The following is a 17,031-nucleotide window of genomic DNA, read 5'->3' as shown; positions in this document are numbered from 1 at the left end:
GGATTAATATTTCAATAACTGATATGACAAGAACCGTTAAGCCATGCTTTCACGTTCACTGTTAAGCGAGTCTACCTTTATGTCTCATGCTGCCTCTTTACTGATTGTCGAGGATGAACCGAAGATTGCCCGCCTAATGGCGGACTACTTAACCACCCACGGTTTTGAGGTCACCACCCTGGGCCATGGCGATGAGGTGATACCGTGGCTGGAGCAGCACTCCCCTGCGTTGGTACTCCTCGATATCATGCTGCCAGGAAAAGATGGCCTCACCCTCAGTCGGGAAATACGCCAGCAGTGGCCTGCCATTGCCATCATCATGGTCACCGCCAAGGTAGAAGAGGTCGACCGCTTGCTAGGGCTGGAACTAGGTGCCGATGACTATATCTGCAAGCCGTTTAGCCCCCGGGAAGTCGTCGCACGGGTCAAAGCGGTACTACGCCGTAGCCAAGCGGCGGCCGATGCCCCAGCCAAGGTGCAAAACGCACCAGTGGTATTAAACGAAGATGGCTGGCAGGCGCTCGCCCACGGGCAGGATTTAGGCCTAACGGCGGTGGAGTTCCAGCTATTGCGGGTAATGATGCAGGCGCCGGGCCGAATTTTCAGCCGCGAGCAGCTAATGGATCATATGTATCGCGACAACCGCATCGTCTCGGAACGCACCGTAGACAGCCACATCAAAAAGCTGCGCAAGAAGATCCACGAAGCGCTGCCAGAACTGGAAATCATCCGTTCGGTGTATGGCGTCGGCTATAAGTATCAGCCGGAGGGATAAAGTTTTACCTGCCGATTAAGAAACGCAATACCTGCATCAATGGCGCCGCTGCTGAGTAGAAAGCTGGCAAAGTGGCCGCGCCAGCGCTGCAGATATAACTCGCTCTCGATGTTATTATTCTGCAGGGCTTGATAGAAGTCCGTGGCGTGATCCACCGGCACCAGTTGATCCCACTTGCCGTGAAACAGAAAAAATGGCGGCGACTGTGGGGTAATTTGCCGTGCGGGAGAGGCTAGGCGATACGCTTCGTTTTCTTCAGAGCGGGTACCACCGATAAAGTCGACGACTAAGCGTCCATCGTCAAACTTAAGCAAATCACTAGGTAGTCCTCCAGCCAATACCGCAGCCAAACGGCTCTGCTCACCGCCGTAAGGTTCAGCCAGCGGCCCCTCTACTCCCGCCACTGCCAGCAAACTCACTAAATGCGCCCCCGATGAAAACCCCACCCCGACAATACGGCTCGTATCCACCTGCCACTCATCGGCATTGGCGTGAATCCAGGCCATCGCCTGTTGCAAGTCGTGCAGTTGACTGGGGAAGCGATACTCCGGTGCAAAGCGGTGCTCAATATTAACCGCCACATAGCCTTGCCCTGCTAAGCGCTCAGCAATGCCCTGCATATCTTCCGGTTTACGATTACGCCAGCCGCCGCCATGCACCACTAAGGCAGCAGGTCGCAACCCACCGAGAGAGTCGTCGGGTAGATAAACATCAGCTGTTAACGCCTGGGGCCACTCTTCGGGCGTATAAGTGGCAGGTGACAAGCGCGTAAAAGGCTGGGGGTCGCGCAGCGCATTGCTTTCAATCGCGGGCTCACCATGGCTAACGTGTTGGGCAGCGCTACAAGCACTCAGCATTAAGGCAATGGCCCCCAGGCCAGTCACGCGGCGCAGAGAGGTTAACGCCCAACGCTGCTGCCATACGCGAAGTTGCTCGGTTCGCAACATGATGCTTCTCCCTGAAAAGTAGGTGGCCCCTCACCTAACGACTACGACCTACAACAAGCCAATAAGATCATGATTGTTGCACACTATCTGCAAACGGTTTGCACGCCGCCTAGCGATACTGTCATCGTCAACTCACCAGGAGAGATGCTATGAACATTTCAAGTGCTAAACAGATTTCAGGAGTTAGGAAAATGTCAATTCGCCAACTGTTTGCCCCCGCCCTGCTGGCTATCGCCATTGCTCCATTAGCGTTTACCGCTCAAGCACATAGCCACGGTGACCATGAAGGGCAAGGCCCTGATCGCGAACGCATGGAAGAGCGCATGGAGGAGCGTCGCCAGGAAGTGTACGAGCACGCTGATATCTCAGCAGAGAAACAGGCTGAGCTTAACGAAGCACATGCTGAACATCGCGAAGCCATGCAGGCCCTGCGTGAAGAGCATCACGAACGGGTAGCTGAAATTCTTACCGAAGAAGAGCAGCAATCACTGCGCAACGCTATGCAAGAAGCCCATGAAGAGTATCGTGGTAAGCACGGTAAACGTGGTCATCACGAGGGTAATAGTGATGAGAACGCCGATAGCGAATAAACGCAGGCCAAGCCTCAAACCAAGATCCATCGCCCGGTTTTTCCGGGCGTTTTTGTGTCTGTACTTTCGTCAGCACACTGCTAACTCCACGCTAATTCAACCCAACGAAGGGGGGTTAACTTGAAGGGGGATGCATAATCGCGTATTTTATTTGAACGTTCATTCAAAATAAAAGTCTATCTTTCAACAACAGGAGTCCGCCTGCATGGCGAAAGACAACCCTATCCTCCCCTCCCGCGACCGCCTCAATCCCGTGGTTTTCCACGGCAGTGTGGCGGGTATCGTTATCTTTTTAGTACTCACCATGCTGTTCACCGAGCAAGCCGGTGCTTTTTTTGATGCCGGGCTTGCCTGGGTCAGTAAAACCTTTGGCTGGTACTACATGCTGGCGATTGTTGCCTACCTGGTCTTTGTGGTTGCTATTGGCATGTCACGCTTTGGCAGTATTCGCCTAGGGCCCGATCACTCACGCCCCGAGTTTTCGCTACTCTCCTGGTCAGCCATGCTGTTTGCCGCGGGTATCGGTATCGACCTGCTGTTCTTCAGCGTTGCCGAGCCAGTGGCCCACTATTTGGCACCGCCGGATTTAGCCCCGGAAAGCCAGGCCGCGATGCGTAACGCCGTCGTTCAAACCTATCTGCACTGGGGGCTCTCTGGCTGGGGGCTGTACGTGTTGATGGGTATGGCGCTGGCCTACTTTAGCTATCGTCATCGCTTGCCGCTGGCGATACGTAGTGCGCTCTACCCAATTCTAGGGAAGCGTATCCACGGCCCCATTGGCAACGCGGTGGACATTACCGCGGTCATTTCTACCGTGTTCGGCATTGCTACCAGCCTGGGTATCGGGGTGATGCAGCTCAACTACGGCCTCACCTATATGTTCGGTGTACCGGAAACGCTCACAGTGCAGGTGATTTTGATTGTACTGGTGGTGGTATTAGCAACAATATCTGTGGTGACCGGCGTTGAGAAAGGCATTCGCCGCCTCTCTGAGTTCAATATGCTGCTGGCATTGGCGCTGATGCTGTTTGTGCTCTTTGCAGGCGACACCCTGGTACTGCTGGATAAAGTGGTCAATAACGCCGGTGATTATCTATCCGGTTTTGTCGGTGCAAGTTTTGATACCTACGCCTTTGCCGATGAGGGCGCCCAAGAGTGGAAGATGTGGTGGACGATCTTCTTCTGGGGCTGGTGGATTGCCTGGACGCCTTTCGTCGGTCTGTTCCTGGCGCGTATTTCTCGTGGCCGTACCATTCGTGAGTTTGTCGCAGGCGCCTTGTTCATTCCGCTGGCCTTTATGATGGTGTGGATGTCGGTATTTGGTAACAGCGGCATCGAGCTGGTCGCCAACCAAGGCGTGGCCGAGCTGGGTGAGCAGGCCCTTAACACACCGCAAACCACGCTTTACACACTGCTTGAGTACTACCCTTACGTTGGCCTAACCGCGGCAGTTGTCACCGTGCTGGGCATCGTCTTCTTTATTACCTCAGCGGACTCCGGCGCGCTGGTTCTGGCCAACTTCACCTCTATTTTGAGCGACGTGAACCACGATGCGCCGGTAAAGCTGCGTATTTTCTGGTCTGCAACGATCGGATTGATCACTATAGCTCTGCTGATGGCCGGTGGCTTGAACGCGCTTCAGAGCGCCGTCGTTATCACCGCACTGCCCTTCTCATTAGTTATTTTCGCAGTGATGGTGGGGATGTATAAAGCGCTGAAACTGGAAGGCAAAAAAGCCGATGCCCGCCGTATGATTGCCGGTGGAGCCCCCGGCGGCGACTGGCGAGAGCGCCTGGATCGCGCCCTGGATACCTCGAATCGTGCGGGTGCCGCTGCGACGATTGAACACTCCATTCGCCCAGCGATGACCCAGTTTGCTCAGGAGCTTGAAAGCCGTGGCCAAACCGCCAATGTGACCGAAGAACACGTTGAGGGCGAGACGCTACCAAACCTGATGCTTCAGGTCGACTTCGGTGACGCCACCAGCTTTGTCTACCAAGTGTGTCCGCACCGTATGCGCACACCAAGCTTCATCCCTGCCGATGATGACTTCTATGTACGTCTGGATGTCTATCTGGCGGAAGGTGGACAAGATAAAGACCTTAACGGTTATACCCGTGGCCAAGTGATTGGTGATTTGGTGGCTGAGTATGAGCGCCACTTACACTTCCTCACCTTGGCCGGTGAGCAGATGGGCCATGTCCAGGCGATGCCTGGCACCATCGGCGAACCACCGGAAGACTCGCAGATATAAGTAAGCGTCTGCGCTTAGCCTAAAAGACGAATCCCGGCCACGTGCCGGGATTTTTTGTGCGCGAACGGCTCCGCGACTAACGACTTGTTGTGCAAATTTCAGCGCAGGCGTAGCGTAATGGCTTGTTTTCCCTGTTTTTAGGAGGCTGACCCTATGTCCCGTGTCCATCGACCTTCGGGATACGTTTTCCCGCTGCCTGGCCGCGCGTTAGTAAACGCCTGGCGTGAAGGCTATACGCTGGCCAAATTCAAGCGGGATGTAATGGCAGGTCTGACGATTGGCGTGGTGGCGGTACCGCTTTCCATGGCGCTGGCCATCGCCACTGGCGTACCACCTCAGCACGGGTTGTACACTGCCATCGTGGCGGGCGCGGTGATCGCCTTAACCGGCGGTTCGCGGTTTAATATATCTGGCCCTACCGCCGCCTTTGTGGTGATCCTATTTCCCATTGTGGCCAATCATGGTTTGGGCGGGCTGCTGATTGCTACCTTTATGGCAGGCGCCATTTTGGTCGCGCTGGGGCTGTCGCGGCTGGGCAGTCTGATTCAGTACGTCCCCTACCCGGTCATTCTTGGCTTTACAGCGGGCATTGGCGTCGTCATTGCGTTGCTGCAACTGCCTGATTTTCTTGGCTTGGCCGGCGTGGAACTAGGTGACAGCACTCTGTATAACCTACTGCTGATTGGTCGAGCACTGCCCACTCTGTCACTGGCTGAAATCAGCGTCGGGCTTGTGACCTTGGCAACGCTGTTAATCTGGCCCCGTATGAATACCCCAGTTCCAGCCCCGCTGGTTGGCTTGGCGGTGGGCACCCTGGCGGCCACCTTGCTGCTGGTGGGTGGCGTCGAGGTCGATACTATCGCCTCGCGCTTTAGCTGGGAGTATCAGGGCGAAAGCGGCAGCGGCATTCCACCCTTCGCGCCTGGCTTTAGCGCACCGTGGCATTTCCCTGGGGCCGATGGCACGCCGCTTGAGATCGACTTTGCACTGATTCAGGCACTGCTTGGCCCGGCACTGGCGATTGCGCTGCTGGCGGCCATTGAGTCGCTGCTGTGTGCCGTGGTGGCAGATGGTTTAACTCGCACCCGCCATGATCCTAATGCCGAGCTAATTGGCCAGGGGCTGGGCAATATGGTGGTGCCCTTCTTCGGCGGCATTACCGCCACGGCGGCCCTTGCCCGCACTGCGACTAATATCAAAAGCGGTGCCTTTTCACCTCTCGCTGCGGTGGTGCATTCAGTCGTGGTGCTACTTGCCGTGGTCGTGCTCGCGGGAGTGCTGGGATATGTACCCATGGCCGCTCTGGCCGCCCTGCTCTTTATCATCGCCTGGAACATGAGCGAGGCGAGCCACTTTATGCATACGCTGAAAAGCGCCCCCGCCAGCGATGTTTGGGTATTGGTGATCTGCTTCGCACTCACGGTTGTTTTCGACATGGTGATTGCCGTGGCCGTGGGTATTGGCCTAGCCGCCGCGCTGTTTATTCGTCGAATGGCACAGCTGACTCATACCCAACGCTTAGCGGCACCCAACACTGGCGAGAACTTCCCGCCGGAAGTGGCACTTTATAAGATAAGCGGGCCGCTGTTTTTTGGCGCAGCAGAAAAGGCCATTGCCACACTCAGAGTGATTGACCACAGCGTAAAAATCGTCGTTCTGGATATGCGCGATGTCCCCAGCCTGGATACCACCGCCATGGTGGCGCTGGATACACTGCGCCGCGAGCTGGGCGAGCATGAGGTGGGGGTAATATTTGTAGGGCTGGCGCCGCGCCTGGCGCTGAAAATAAAGCGTGCAGGCATTCAACGCGAAGCGGGTAAGTTAGCGGTCGTCAGCAACCTTGCCCACGCAGAGCGAATGGCGCGCCGTTGGCTGGGCTGACTGGAGAACGGCGAGAATTAAATCACGCCTGTGCAGTGACACTGTCGGAATTAAAAAGGGGAGTTTCCTCCCCCTAAAATACGTCACTAAAACGATGTCAGCTAGCCATATCCAACACGATGCGGCCTTCGATCTTGCCGTCGATCATGCGCTGGAAGACATCGTTGATATTGTCCAGCGTATCGGTTGCGACCGTGGCCTTAACCTTGCCTTCGGCGGCGAAGTCCAGCGCTTCCTGCAGGTCGCTGCGTGTGCCAACGATGGAGCCGCGTATGGTAATACCGTTGAGCACTGTGCTAAAGATTGGCAGCGGGAAGTCACCCGGTGGTAGGCCATTAAGCACCAGTGTGCCGCCACGGCGTAGCATATTCTGCGCTTGATCAAACGCCTTCGGCGACACCGCTGTCACCAAGGCACCGTGAGCGCCACCAATGGTTTTCTTCAGGTAGGCCGCTGGGTCGGTTTTCATGGCGTTAACAGTTACCGTGGCACCTAAACGCTCGGCCAGGGCTAGCTTACCGTCATCAATATCGACAGCCGCCACGTTCAACCCCATCGCTTTGGCGTACTGCACCGCCATATGGCCCAGGCCACCAATGCCCGAAATCACCACCCACTGGCCGGGGCGGGTATCGGTCATCTTCAGGCCTTTATAAACCGTTACCCCAGCACACAGCACCGGGGCTATTTCAATAAAATCAATGGCATCCGGCAACCTCCCCACATAGCCGGCATCCGCTAAGGTGTAGTCCGCGAACCCGCCGTTAACGCTGTAGCCGGTATTCTGCTGGGACTCGCACAGCGTCTCCCAACCGCCTAAACAGTGCTCACAGTAGCCGCAGGCCGAATAGAGCCAGGGCACACCGATACGATCGCCCTCTTTGACGTGGGAGACACCTTCGCCCACCGCCACGATATGACCAACCCCTTCGTGCCCTGGAATAAACGGCGGCGAGGGTTTGACCGGCCAATCGCCGTGAGCAGCGTGTAAATCGGTATGGCAAACACCAGAGGCCGCCACTTTCATCAATACTTCGCCCTGCTTGGGGCGAGGTACGTCAACTTCTTCTATGACCAACGGCTGGCCGAACTCACGAACGACCGCCGCGCGCATTGTGCTATCCATGATGCAACTCCTAATAGTTTACGATAGGCAGTTTAAGCACTGCTCTTATCGGTAAAGTCAGCGTCAGGGGGACTGACAATACCGCCCGGCTGATGCTGGGCGGTGTGGGCTAGCTATACATAGAAAAACGTGGCGGGTTAGAAGAAGCCCAGCGGATTGATATCGTAGCTGACCAGCAGGTTTTTGGTTTGCTGGTAGTGCTCAAGCGCCACCTTGTGAGTTTCACGGCCAACACCGGATTTTTTATAGCCACCGAAGGCCGCATGGGCGGGATACTGGTGGTAGCAGTTGGTCCATACGCGTCCGGCTTGAATGCCTCGACCCATACGGAAGGCAACGTTGATATCGCGGCTCCATACGCCTGCGCCCAAACCAAACTCGGTGTCGTTGGCAATCGCCAGCGCTTCTTCTTCATCCTTGAAGGTAGTGACTGCCACTACCGGGCCAAAGATTTCTTCCTGGAAGACGCGCATCTGGTTGTTACCCTTCAGCAGCGTGGGCTGAATGTAGTAACCGCTGTTGATGCTATCATCCATGGTCTCTTTATTACCGCCGGTGAGGAATTCAGCACCTTCATCCCGGGCGACATCCATGTAGGACATGATTTTATCGAACTGCTCTTGAGAGGCCTGGGCCCCTACCTGCACGTCGGTATCCAATGGATTACCGCGTTTGATGGTTTTAGTACGCTCGATGACCTTGGCCATGAACTCCTCGTACATGCTCTCTTGGATCAGCGCACGTGACGGGCAAGTGCACACTTCGCCTTGGTTAAAGAACGCCAGCACCAAGCCTTCGACTGCTTTATCAATAAAGGTCGGTTCAGCGTTCATGATGTCGGCAAAGTAGATGTTGGGGGATTTGCCGCCCAGCTCCACGGTAGAGGGAATGATGTTTTCCGCCGCGCATTTCAGGATATGCGAACCGACAGGCGTAGAGCCGGTAAAGGCGATCTTGGCAATACGCTTGCTGCTTGCCAACGCCTGCCCTGCTTCAGCGCCAAAGCCGTTGACGACATTTAGCACGCCAGGCGGCAGTAGATCACCAATCACTTCCATCACCTTCAGAATCGAGGCAGGCGTTTGCTCTGCAGGCTTCAAGACCACGCAGTTACCCGCCGCCAGTGCAGGTGCCAGCTTCCAGGCAGCCATTAGGATTGGGAAATTCCAGGGAATAATCTGCCCCACCACGCCCAGCGGCTCGTGGAAATGATAGGAGACGGTGTTGGCGTCGATATCTGCCGCGGTGCCTTCTTGCGAACGCAAGCAGCCCGCAAAGTAGCGGAAATGGTCAACGGCCAGCGGTATATCCGCATTGAGGGTTTCGCGTACGGCTTTACCGTTATCCCAGGTTTCAGCCACCGCGAGGACTTCAAGATTTTGCTCAATACGATCGGCGATTTTCAGCAGGATATTGCTGCGCTCTTGGGCGGATGTTTTCCCCCAGGCAGGTGCCGCTTTGTGGGCCGCATCCAGCGCTTTATCGATATCCTCTGCCGTTGAGCGGGGGATTTCGCAGAAGACGTGACCATTGACGGGGCTAATATTATCGAAGTATTGGCCTTTCACCGGGGCAACAAATTCGCCGCCGATATAGTTGCCATAGCGTTTTTCAAATGACACCACAGAACCGGTATCACCAGGGTTGGCGTAGATCATTGTATTGCTCCTGAGTATTATGATTATTAAAGATGCATTGACAGTGTTGTTCACTAAAGCAAATGGCGATATAGCCCGATGGCAGGATTAGCCCTCATCCCTTGGTAGGAGACGCCATGTATTCCCTGGTGGTGGCGGATGACCATCCGCTGTTCCGAGACGCGCTACAAACCGTGATTAGCGGGGGCTTGGCAGGCAGCCTGCTATTGGAAGCAGAGAGCCTTGCTGATGCAATAACGCTGATTGAAGCGCAAACAGAGTTAGATCTACTGCTGCTGGATTTAAGTCTTCCAGATGCGGAAGGCTTAGAGGGGCTGACAGCACTGCGGGAGGCATTTCCCTGGTTGCCGGTGGCGATTGTTTCTGCACATCAAGAGCGCCAGCTGGTACTCGATGCCATAACCCTCGGCGCGGTGGGCTATATTCCCAAATCCACACCTCGGGAAGCGCTGCTGGCGGCGTTAACGCAGATTCTTGAAGGCCAGCTCTACCTGCCGCCCGATATCATGCGTCGCCCAGCACCGCGCAGTTCTGCGGAGCCACCCATCGTAAATGCTGCATCGACCAGCGAGCGGTTGGCGCGTTTAACCGATAAGCAGCTAGAGGTATTGGCTTGCATGACGACAGGCATGTCGAACAAGCATATTGCCCGGGAGTTGTTGATTGCCGAGACGACCGTCAAAACCCATGTTTCGGCAATTCTGCGCAAGCTGAATGCCACGAGCCGGGTTCACGCCATTGTTATTGCCGGTGAGGAAGATCTAAGCTTTCACCGCGCCAACCGCACGCGTTAGGCTTTATTGAGCAGTGTGGCTAGCAGCATGCGCAGCCGGAGGGGCTTTAACGGTTTGAGCAGGCAGTACATGCCCGCTTCGCGGGTTGCGCGCTTAATCTCCGCCTCGTGATTGGCAGTAATCACCACCGCTGCCAAGCCTGGATAACGGCGCTGCTGTCGTGCGGCCAACTCAATGCCGGTTTCGCGGTGATCGCCCAAATGGTAATCCACCAGCAACACTGCCGGTCGCTCACCGTCGCTGGCGGCCTCCAACGCACTCACCGTGGCGGCGGCGCGCACTCGGCACCCCCAACTGCCCAGTAGCGCCTGCATACCTTCTATAATCGCCAGGTCATCATCAATCACCCAAATGACACAGCCGCTTAATGGATCCTCGGCAATGTCAGGCAACGGAGTGTAATGAGTGCGCGCCACTGCGGGGGGCGCGACCGTCGCGTAAGGCACGGTGATCGAAAATAGTGCACCCGCACCAGGGCGAGAAGCGAGCAAGATCGGTTGTCCCAGCATAGCGCTGATCCGGTCAACGATGGCTAGACCTAACCCCAAACCGCGGCTGTGAGCGCTATTGGACTGATTAGCGCGGCGAAACTCCAGAAAGATCGCTTCCCGCTGCTGCTCAGGGATCCCAGGGCCGGTATCGCCCACCATAATTTCCAGGCCATCTCGTCTCCGCCGACAGCCCAGCAGTACGCGCCCCTGCTCGGTATAGCGCACCGCGTTGCTTAAGAAGTTGCGGATCACTCGCGCCAGCAACGCTAGATCCGACTCGACCACCGCACTAGAAGGCACGTAGTGCAGTGTCAGCCCCCGCACCCCGGCCACTTGGCGATACTCCTCTGCCAGCGCATCTAGCAGCGTGCTCACCGCGAAAGGCGCTTTATCGGCGTGGAGTACGCCTGCGTCCAAACGTGAGATATCCACTAGCGTTCCTATCAAGCCTTCAACATCTTTCAGCGAGCGGCCAATATGGCCGACCAGGGCTTGTGAGGTATCAGGAAGCGAGTGGGTTTCTAACGCACTGGCAAACAGCCGGGCGGCATTGAGTGGCTGAAGCAAATCGTGACTGACCGCCGCCAGAAATTTCGTTTTGGAGAGGTTAGCGGCTTCGGCTTCGGCTTTCGCGGCCAGTAGGCGCGTATTGACCTGGCTCAGTTCGTCTAAGGTGCGGTGCAGCGCATCAGTGCGCTCTCGCACCTGTTCGGCAAGTAACACTGAGCGCTCAAACGCGGCATAGGGCGCGGGGTCGGCGCCGCCCCCCGTTTCCACCCGCTCCATCAGCGCGTGGCAAACTTTACGCAGGCGACGGTTCTCTTCCCGCAACGCCTCAGCGCTCGCCGCATCATTGCTATTGGACGCTTCAGTGCGATGAGTTGCGTCAGTGTTTGTGGTTAGCTGGAAGAGATCCAAACGCCACCCCCGTAAACGTTTGATTCACATGCATACCATGATGCTGTTCACCGTACGTATTGAACCCCACTACACCTGCCTGGCGCAGCAACTGCGATGCCTGATCCAGCTGTTGTAACGCCTCGAGCTCCATTCTACGTAGAAAACAGTCGCAGCCAATAATCATGCTCGGCGCGCCTAGGCGGGCACCTACTCCAGCAAGCATCACGCTGAGATTATCCAATAGCGGCGTGGGCTGCATGGCGGTCAGTACAATGCCGTTTTCCACCGCGCAGTAAAAGCTCAAACTACTGTCGCTATTAACACGCTGAATAGAGCGCACGTAGTGCTGTCCGCCGATACGTACGGCCAATGGATGACGGGCAAAAATGCCAGCGTTGAGCTGTGCAGGTGAACTACCTACCAGTTCGGCGTATACCTGGGCGGCGGGCAACCCGTTGAGTTCTATCACCCGCCGCTGTTCGCGGTCAGCCTCGGTCACTACGAGTTTGTGGGCCAATGGCATTAAGTGGTGGGTTGAAAACACTTCAAAAGGCAGCCGGGTGTTGATCATTACCACCACTGCTGCACGGGTATAAAAGCGCCCAGCGGTATATACATGGGTATGGCTAAGGTGATTGTCGTCACCCGCCGAGCCGCCGAAACTGGGGATGCGGCCTAGGGCGGCATCTAAGGTAGCGAGCACCTGCTCTTCACGGCTGGATAAGCCATCCAATAGGGTCAGCGCAAAGCTGTGTTCATTAATCGGCGCGATGGTTTGTTGGCGGCACTGCTCCAACAGCGTATCGACCAGCGGTTGAGCGTTGGCTAGTTCAAAATGCTCCAGGTCATCGATCAGCGCCGTTTCAATGGCAAACAGTCGGCGATCAAACCCAATCGCCACGATAGAACCGCGGTCATAGCCTCCCGGGGTTATTTCCCCAGCCGTCGTACAGCCACTTAGCGGCGTGGTGGGAAAACTACTTTCCAGCGCGTCTGCCAGGGCGGCTAAATCATACTCCGCGCTGCAGAAGAACAGCACGAACCCCAAGTGCTCGTGCCGTAAAGCGTCGGCTAACTCCGCCGCTGCCTGGCAAGCATTAGCCTGCTGACTGGCCGCAGTAAGAATGCCCTGCTCAACCTGATAAGTGGTCACGGCACCACCTCTCTAGTGCGGCATATGTATGCGCCGCTGCAAGCCTTAACGCGCAGAACGCATCATCAAGCTGCTTGGATGTCGCATGTTGCGTTTCAGCTAATTTTTCAAGCTGCTGCGCCAATTCGGCAAGCTGGTCGGCCCCCATACTCAATGACTCGCCGCGCAGTTGGTGGGCAAGCCGCACAACCTGCTGTGTCTGCTCTGACGTTAGGGGAGTAGCGGCCAAACACGCAGCCAACTGAGCGGAGTAATCGCTTACTTGCTGATGATATAGCATGATCAGCTGTGTCACGCTCGCCTCCCCTAGCGTCGTTTTCAGCATGCCAAGGGTATCGCTGTTAAGGAGTGATTGCTGCTTGGTTAACGGAGGAGAAACCGCTAATGCCTGTAAAGGCGTTGCGTCTGGGGTCGCAAAAAGTTGTAACGCCAACACGTTACTTAACGCCGACAGTGACAGTGGCTTTGTGATGTAATCATCCATACCCGCCGCCAGGCAGCGTTTACGGTCATCTTCAGCACCTCCAGCCGTCATGGCAACAATCGGCACACTGGCCAGCCAGCCACCCTGTTCCCGCAAACGCTGGGTGACCGTCAGGCCATCCATATCGGGCAGTTGAATATCCATAAAGATCAAATGCACCTGTTGGGATTCAGCCATGGCCAAGGCATCATGGCCGTTCTCGGCCCAGACGACATCGCAACCTAAGCGCACCAACAAGCCCATCGCGACTTTGCGATTAACGGCATTATCCTCTACCAGCAGCAGTGTTGTGCCGGTAAAGTCCCGTTTGGGGGATGGGGGCAGCGTTCTGGATACGGGGTCAGCGGCGATCAAGGGCAACTCACACCAGAAAGTGCTACCTTGGCCTAATTGGCTTTTTACCCCTAATCGCCCCTGCATGGCTTCGCTTAACCGTTTGCAAATTGCCAGCCCTAGCCCGGTGCCACCAAATCGACGTGCCACCGATTCATCTGCCTGCTGGAAAGGCTCAAATAGACGCTGCTGTTGCTGTTCGCTTAGACCACAGCCCGTATCACAGACCTCAAACAGTAACTGCTCCACCGTCGAAGAGACTCGTACGCTGACATCACCGTGATCGGTGAATTTGATCGCATTGGCAATAAGATTAAGCAGGATTTGCCTCAGCCGACCTGCATCGACAAGCACCCAGGTAGGCACCAGTGCATCGACATTGACCGATAGCGTTAACCCTTTCATTTTTGCTCGGGGCGCAAATAGCACGACAACACTATCGATCAGCGGCTTGAGTTCCGTAGGCGATGTTTCAAGGGTTAAGTGCCCTGCTTCGATTTTTGAGAAATCGAGAATTTCATTGATCATCGCCAGCAATTGGTTGGCGCTGTCATGGATCGTATGAGCGTAATCTTCTACCTGAGCGGGGCTTGCGGATTCGCGCAGCAGCTCACTCATGCCAATAACACCGTTCAGCGGCGTGCGAATTTCATGGCTGACCATGGCTAAAAAGTCTGACTTTGCCTGATTCGCCGCCTGAGCCTGTTTGGCGGTGACTTCCAGCTGCCGGCCAAGCTGTTCCTGACTCCGCCTTATCGCCGCACTCTCACGCATTTCACGCACCAAAAAAGCAATCACCAGAAACGCCGCTAAGCTCATGCCAATAATCAGGCTCATCAGCAACTTGTAAAGCAGACTGAGCTGGGCACGCTCCTCCGTCGCCGATTCGGCTAAATAGCCGTTAATAGCAATAACCAGGCGTTCAGTCAGTTGCGTTAGTGCCTGGAGTTCATCTTCCAGCGCTGCTATCGGCAGTTGATCAAACACGCCGTAGGGTTCGAATATGATGTCCAGCACATCAAGCTGCTGCTGAATTTCTTCCAGTAGCTCACGGGCGGTATCGATCTGCTGCAGCAAGTTGCTGACTTCGCCGTCGTTAAGCAGCGTTATACGGCTATAAAGTAGCTCAAAGCGAAGATTTAGCTCCTCATGAGCGGTCGGAGTTATCGGCTCACGGGTTGCTGCCAATAAATGATTAAGTAGCTGTACCGCATCACGATCCAGTTTATAGACAACCCAGGCGGTATCTTCCCGCAGGCTTTGGGTTAGATTTTCCTGCCGCCAAGCGGCCAAGGTAGCGACGACCAACGCCGCAGCGAACAGTAACACCGCGACAATGGCAACGAGCTTAAAACGGCGAGGATAACGCAGTAGGTTGGAAGCCTGCGCACCAGGAGCGCTAGAGAACATTAATATGCATAACCTGCCATACCGCTCTAAAGCGGATTTTTTCGCTTAACAGCGCTTCATCTTGATCAAAGGGGTAGAGCACCCACAAAGGGCCATATTCGCGAATCGGAATCGCCTCACCGTTTTTTTCGATGGCTAAAATGACATCGTGAGCAATAAAATCACTGACCGGTATTTCGGCTTCGTAACCGTTCAGCGCGGAAACGTGAACCGCATCACCGTCGGAGCTTAATAGCGCCAAAAGATCACGCATTAAAGGGCCACTATAGTGGCTGCTGCCCTCTGTCCACGGCGTGCTGGTATCAAATTCATACTGTGGTAAAGCCGCTAACATGGCCCTGTCAAACTGCGCTTCACTCCCTACGTTGGTAAGATCAATGTTACCGCTGACGGTCAAAATAACGGGCCCGTTAGGCACGTCTAGTTCATCGACTGAATCAGCAAGCCCCGCCAGGGGAGTGCTGAACATCAGCACGGCCCACCCCATTAACCACGCTTTCACAGTAAACACCTCACGCAAGGTTGCCCGCTGGTTATAGCTCCCAGGAACAATAAAAGAAGACAGCGTAAAGATTACGCCATCTCCTTAAGCAGGTCAGGGCAAATACTGTTTTTTTCGTCACTGAAGCGTTATTTACTGTTCACACCTGGGTTACGATTTGATTTTCTCGAAGGGTTCAAAGCGCACCAAATCTTCGTAGGCGTGCCAACTGGCATGTCCTAGCACGGGCAAAATAAGCGCGAGCCCAATATAAAACGTCATCACCCCAACCAGAACGCACAGGGTAAGAATCACCGCCCATAACAGCATCACGCGAAAATTACGCGCGACACAGCGTACGCTAGCTTCTATCCCTTCCATAAAGGTTAGGTCTTGATCCATCAAGGTGGGAATCGCTACAACGCTGATGGCGAAGGCGCCAAAGGCTAAAATTCCACCTGCGACGGTGCCCACTGCCAGCATACCCAAGCCTTCTGAGGTGGTCAGCAGCGCAGTATAGAGCGACGCGGGGCTAGGCACTTCAAAACCGAAAAAGAGTGCGAACAGCAGCGTGGCCAAACGGATCCAAGCGAGGAAGAAGATCATCATCATGACGCCCATCATCGCCAGTTGGCCAGCATGGGGCTTCCAGCTTCCAAACGCATCACCTAGGTTAGGTACTTGTCCACGCTCCAACGCTCGGCTGATACCATAAGAGCCTACTGCCACCAGCGGGCCAATAAACATAAACCCGGCAATCATGGGCAACAGCCAGTACCAGTAGCCCATGGTGAAGGCGCCAAGAGTAATGGCAATACTCAAACCCACCCAAAACATGCCATAAGAGAGGCTCACTACCGTCGCCCGGCGGAAATCCTCTACGCCAGCAGCCAACCACGCCCTGGGTCGATCCAATCCCACCTTGTTAATAGTGATTTTAACGCTGGGTTGATCCGAATGGTGGTTTGTTTTTGTTGTAGCCGCATTCATGGCATCACTCCTGTTGTTCCTGATATAGACCCTGAATTCAGGATTTACCTCTAAGGCATCAACACTCATTACCCGTTGACGGTATTAACACTAAATAATGGCTTAACATTCTTTGTTAATACACTCTTAATGTAGCTGACCAACGCTCTTTGGGGGCTACGCTTTGAGATGCGCGTACAAAAAATCCACGAAATAGCTGCGAATCGCCAATTAAATTGCTGCGTTAGTAAAAACCGATATAGTCAAGACTCGCGACGGGCACCTATAAAAAAACTCCGAGCAACTGCCCGGAGTTTTGGTTTTCCTTACGTGACGCTCTGAATGTCTAGCGCACAATCATTACCGACATTTTGGCATGGTGCACAACGTGCTCTGCATTGGGGCCGAGCACATAATCGACAAACTTACGCTTATTGTGGGAGGCCATGACTATTAGATCGACGTCCAGTTTCTTACCGGCTTTGATAATGGCCTCCCAAGGTGAGCCATCCACAATGACGCTTTGTACCTGAATGTCGTCGGGCACATTCGTCTTGATAAAGTCATGAAGCGCATCGGTGATCGCTGCATGCGCTTTCTTGGTGAAATCCTTGGGGAAGTAGGAGCCCACCATGGGCATACGATAGTCCGGCAGTACCGTCACCACATGAAGCGAGGCGCCAAAAGTTCGACATAGCGTCAGGGCTGTGGGCAGCGCCTTTGACCAGGAAGACTCCTCGTTCAAATCCACCGGCAACATGATCTTGCTGTACATGACACTCTCC

At 55.0% G+C, this 17,031-nt stretch carries 14 protein-coding genes; 5 read left to right on the top strand and 9 right to left on the bottom strand.

Annotated features, from left to right (window positions below; genetic code table 11):
• Positions 1–79: 79 nt before the first annotated feature.
• A complete protein-coding gene (locus HZU72_RS07875; RefSeq protein ID WP_180091472.1) occupies positions 80–775 on the top strand; it encodes a response regulator in 696 nt (231 codons plus the stop codon).
• Here the strand turns inward: HZU72_RS07875 and HZU72_RS07870 are convergent.
• Entirely contained in the window at positions 760–1,722 is a 963-nt protein-coding gene (locus HZU72_RS07870) for an alpha/beta hydrolase (RefSeq protein ID WP_180091285.1), read from the bottom strand. The genes HZU72_RS07875 and HZU72_RS07870 overlap by 16 nt on opposite strands.
• A gap of 191 nt (positions 1,723–1,913) precedes the next feature.
• Here HZU72_RS07870 and HZU72_RS07865 point away from each other — a divergent pair, with 191 nt between their 5' ends.
• From HZU72_RS07865 to dauA, 3 genes are all read left to right on the top strand, one after another.
• Positions 1,914–2,312: a hypothetical protein gene (locus HZU72_RS07865; RefSeq protein ID WP_180091284.1), complete on the top strand. Its 399-nt coding sequence runs from the start codon at positions 1,914–1,916 to the stop codon at positions 2,310–2,312.
• Between the two features lie 205 nt (positions 2,313–2,517).
• Positions 2,518–4,566, top strand: coding sequence for a choline BCCT transporter BetT (betT, locus tag HZU72_RS07860; RefSeq protein ID WP_180091283.1), 2,049 nt, complete (start codon positions 2,518–2,520; stop codon positions 4,564–4,566).
• A 153-nt stretch (positions 4,567–4,719) separates the two neighbouring features.
• A complete protein-coding gene (dauA, locus tag HZU72_RS07855) occupies positions 4,720–6,447 on the top strand; it encodes a C4-dicarboxylic acid transporter DauA (RefSeq protein ID WP_180091282.1) in 1,728 nt (575 codons plus the stop codon).
• A 97-nt stretch (positions 6,448–6,544) separates the two neighbouring features.
• Here dauA and adhP read toward each other — a convergent pair whose 3' ends face one another.
• The gene (gene adhP, locus HZU72_RS07850; protein ID WP_180091281.1) at positions 6,545–7,573 is read right to left on the bottom strand and encodes an alcohol dehydrogenase AdhP; all 1,029 of its coding nucleotides are present in this window, start codon (positions 7,571–7,573) and stop codon (positions 6,545–6,547) included.
• 137 nt (positions 7,574–7,710) lie between these two features.
• Positions 7,711–9,231 carry an acetaldehyde dehydrogenase ExaC gene (exaC, locus tag HZU72_RS07845; protein WP_180091280.1) on the bottom strand — a complete coding sequence of 507 codons (1,521 nt, stop codon included), beginning with the start codon at positions 9,229–9,231 and terminating at the stop codon, positions 7,711–7,713.
• A 116-nt stretch (positions 9,232–9,347) separates the two neighbouring features.
• Between exaC and HZU72_RS07840 the strand changes: the two genes are divergently transcribed.
• Positions 9,348–10,025, top strand: a complete 678-nt coding sequence (locus HZU72_RS07840; protein WP_180091279.1) for a response regulator — start codon at positions 9,348–9,350, stop codon at positions 10,023–10,025.
• On the opposite strand, the gene HZU72_RS07835 is transcribed toward HZU72_RS07840, so the two are convergent.
• The 6 genes from HZU72_RS07835 to HZU72_RS07810 all read right to left on the bottom strand — a co-directional run bounded on the left by HZU72_RS07835 (position 10,022) and on the right by HZU72_RS07810 (position 17,021).
• Positions 10,022–11,434 (bottom strand): ATP-binding response regulator, encoded by a 1,413-nt coding sequence (locus tag HZU72_RS07835; protein ID WP_235976032.1) that lies wholly within the window; start codon positions 11,432–11,434, stop codon positions 10,022–10,024. The two genes, HZU72_RS07840 and HZU72_RS07835, sit on opposite strands and share 4 nt — an antisense overlap.
• On the bottom strand, positions 11,403–12,569 hold the full coding sequence (gene nosP, locus HZU72_RS07830) for a nitric oxide-sensing protein NosP (RefSeq protein WP_180091278.1): 1,167 nt from the start codon (positions 12,567–12,569) through the stop codon (positions 11,403–11,405). Before nosP ends, HZU72_RS07835 begins: the two co-directional genes overlap by 32 nt.
• The gene (locus HZU72_RS07825; protein WP_180091277.1) at positions 12,550–14,796 is read right to left on the bottom strand and encodes a hybrid sensor histidine kinase/response regulator; all 2,247 of its coding nucleotides are present in this window, start codon (positions 14,794–14,796) and stop codon (positions 12,550–12,552) included. The genes nosP and HZU72_RS07825 overlap by 20 nt, the downstream gene beginning before the upstream one ends.
• Entirely contained in the window at positions 14,786–15,283 is a 498-nt protein-coding gene (locus HZU72_RS07820; protein WP_180091470.1) for a putative pterin-binding protein, read from the bottom strand. The genes HZU72_RS07825 and HZU72_RS07820 overlap by 11 nt, the downstream gene beginning before the upstream one ends.
• 165 nt (positions 15,284–15,448) lie before the next feature.
• Entirely contained in the window at positions 15,449–16,267 is an 819-nt protein-coding gene (locus HZU72_RS07815) for a DUF2189 domain-containing protein (RefSeq protein WP_180091276.1), read from the bottom strand.
• Positions 16,268–16,592: 325 nt separating this feature from the next.
• Positions 16,593–17,021, bottom strand: coding sequence for a universal stress protein (locus HZU72_RS07810; protein ID WP_180091275.1), 429 nt, complete (start codon positions 17,019–17,021; stop codon positions 16,593–16,595).
• Between the last annotated feature and the right edge of the window lie 10 nt (positions 17,022–17,031).

Source organism: Vreelandella sedimenti, from assembly GCF_013416325.1.
Lineage (GTDB): Bacteria > Pseudomonadota > Gammaproteobacteria > Pseudomonadales > Halomonadaceae > Vreelandella > Vreelandella sedimenti.
The sequence above is the reverse complement of the archived record's forward strand: the minus strand, read 5'-3'. Positions and strand labels throughout refer to the sequence as shown.

What these genes read in the sequence shown, in the direction of transcription:
- HZU72_RS07865 (WP_180091284.1), top strand. Translation starts at nt 1,914, where the DNA reads ATGTCAATTCGCCAACTGTTTGCCCCCGCCCTGCTGGCTATCGCCATT.
- HZU72_RS07840 (WP_180091279.1), top strand. Translation starts at nt 9,348, where the DNA reads ATGTATTCCCTGGTGGTGGCGGATGACCATCCGCTGTTCCGAGACGCG.
- adhP (WP_180091281.1), bottom strand. Translation starts at nt 7,573, where the DNA reads ATGGATAGCACAATGCGCGCGGCGGTCGTTCGTGAGTTCGGCCAGCCG.
- betT (WP_180091283.1), top strand. Translation starts at nt 2,518, where the DNA reads ATGGCGAAAGACAACCCTATCCTCCCCTCCCGCGACCGCCTCAATCCC.
- HZU72_RS07870 (WP_180091285.1), bottom strand. Translation starts at nt 1,722, where the DNA reads ATGTTGCGAACCGAGCAACTTCGCGTATGGCAGCAGCGTTGGGCGTTA.
- exaC (WP_180091280.1), bottom strand. Translation starts at nt 9,231, where the DNA reads ATGATCTACGCCAACCCTGGTGATACCGGTTCTGTGGTGTCATTTGAA.
- HZU72_RS07820 (WP_180091470.1), bottom strand. Translation starts at nt 15,283, where the DNA reads ATGGGGTGGGCCGTGCTGATGTTCAGCACTCCCCTGGCGGGGCTTGCT.
- HZU72_RS07825 (WP_180091277.1), bottom strand. Translation starts at nt 14,796, where the DNA reads ATGTTCTCTAGCGCTCCTGGTGCGCAGGCTTCCAACCTACTGCGTTAT.
- dauA (WP_180091282.1), top strand. Translation starts at nt 4,720, where the DNA reads ATGTCCCGTGTCCATCGACCTTCGGGATACGTTTTCCCGCTGCCTGGC.
- HZU72_RS07815 (WP_180091276.1), bottom strand. Translation starts at nt 16,267, where the DNA reads ATGAATGCGGCTACAACAAAAACAAACCACCATTCGGATCAACCCAGC.
- HZU72_RS07810 (WP_180091275.1), bottom strand. Translation starts at nt 17,021, where the DNA reads ATGTACAGCAAGATCATGTTGCCGGTGGATTTGAACGAGGAGTCTTCC.
- HZU72_RS07875 (WP_180091472.1), top strand. Translation starts at nt 80, where the DNA reads ATGTCTCATGCTGCCTCTTTACTGATTGTCGAGGATGAACCGAAGATT.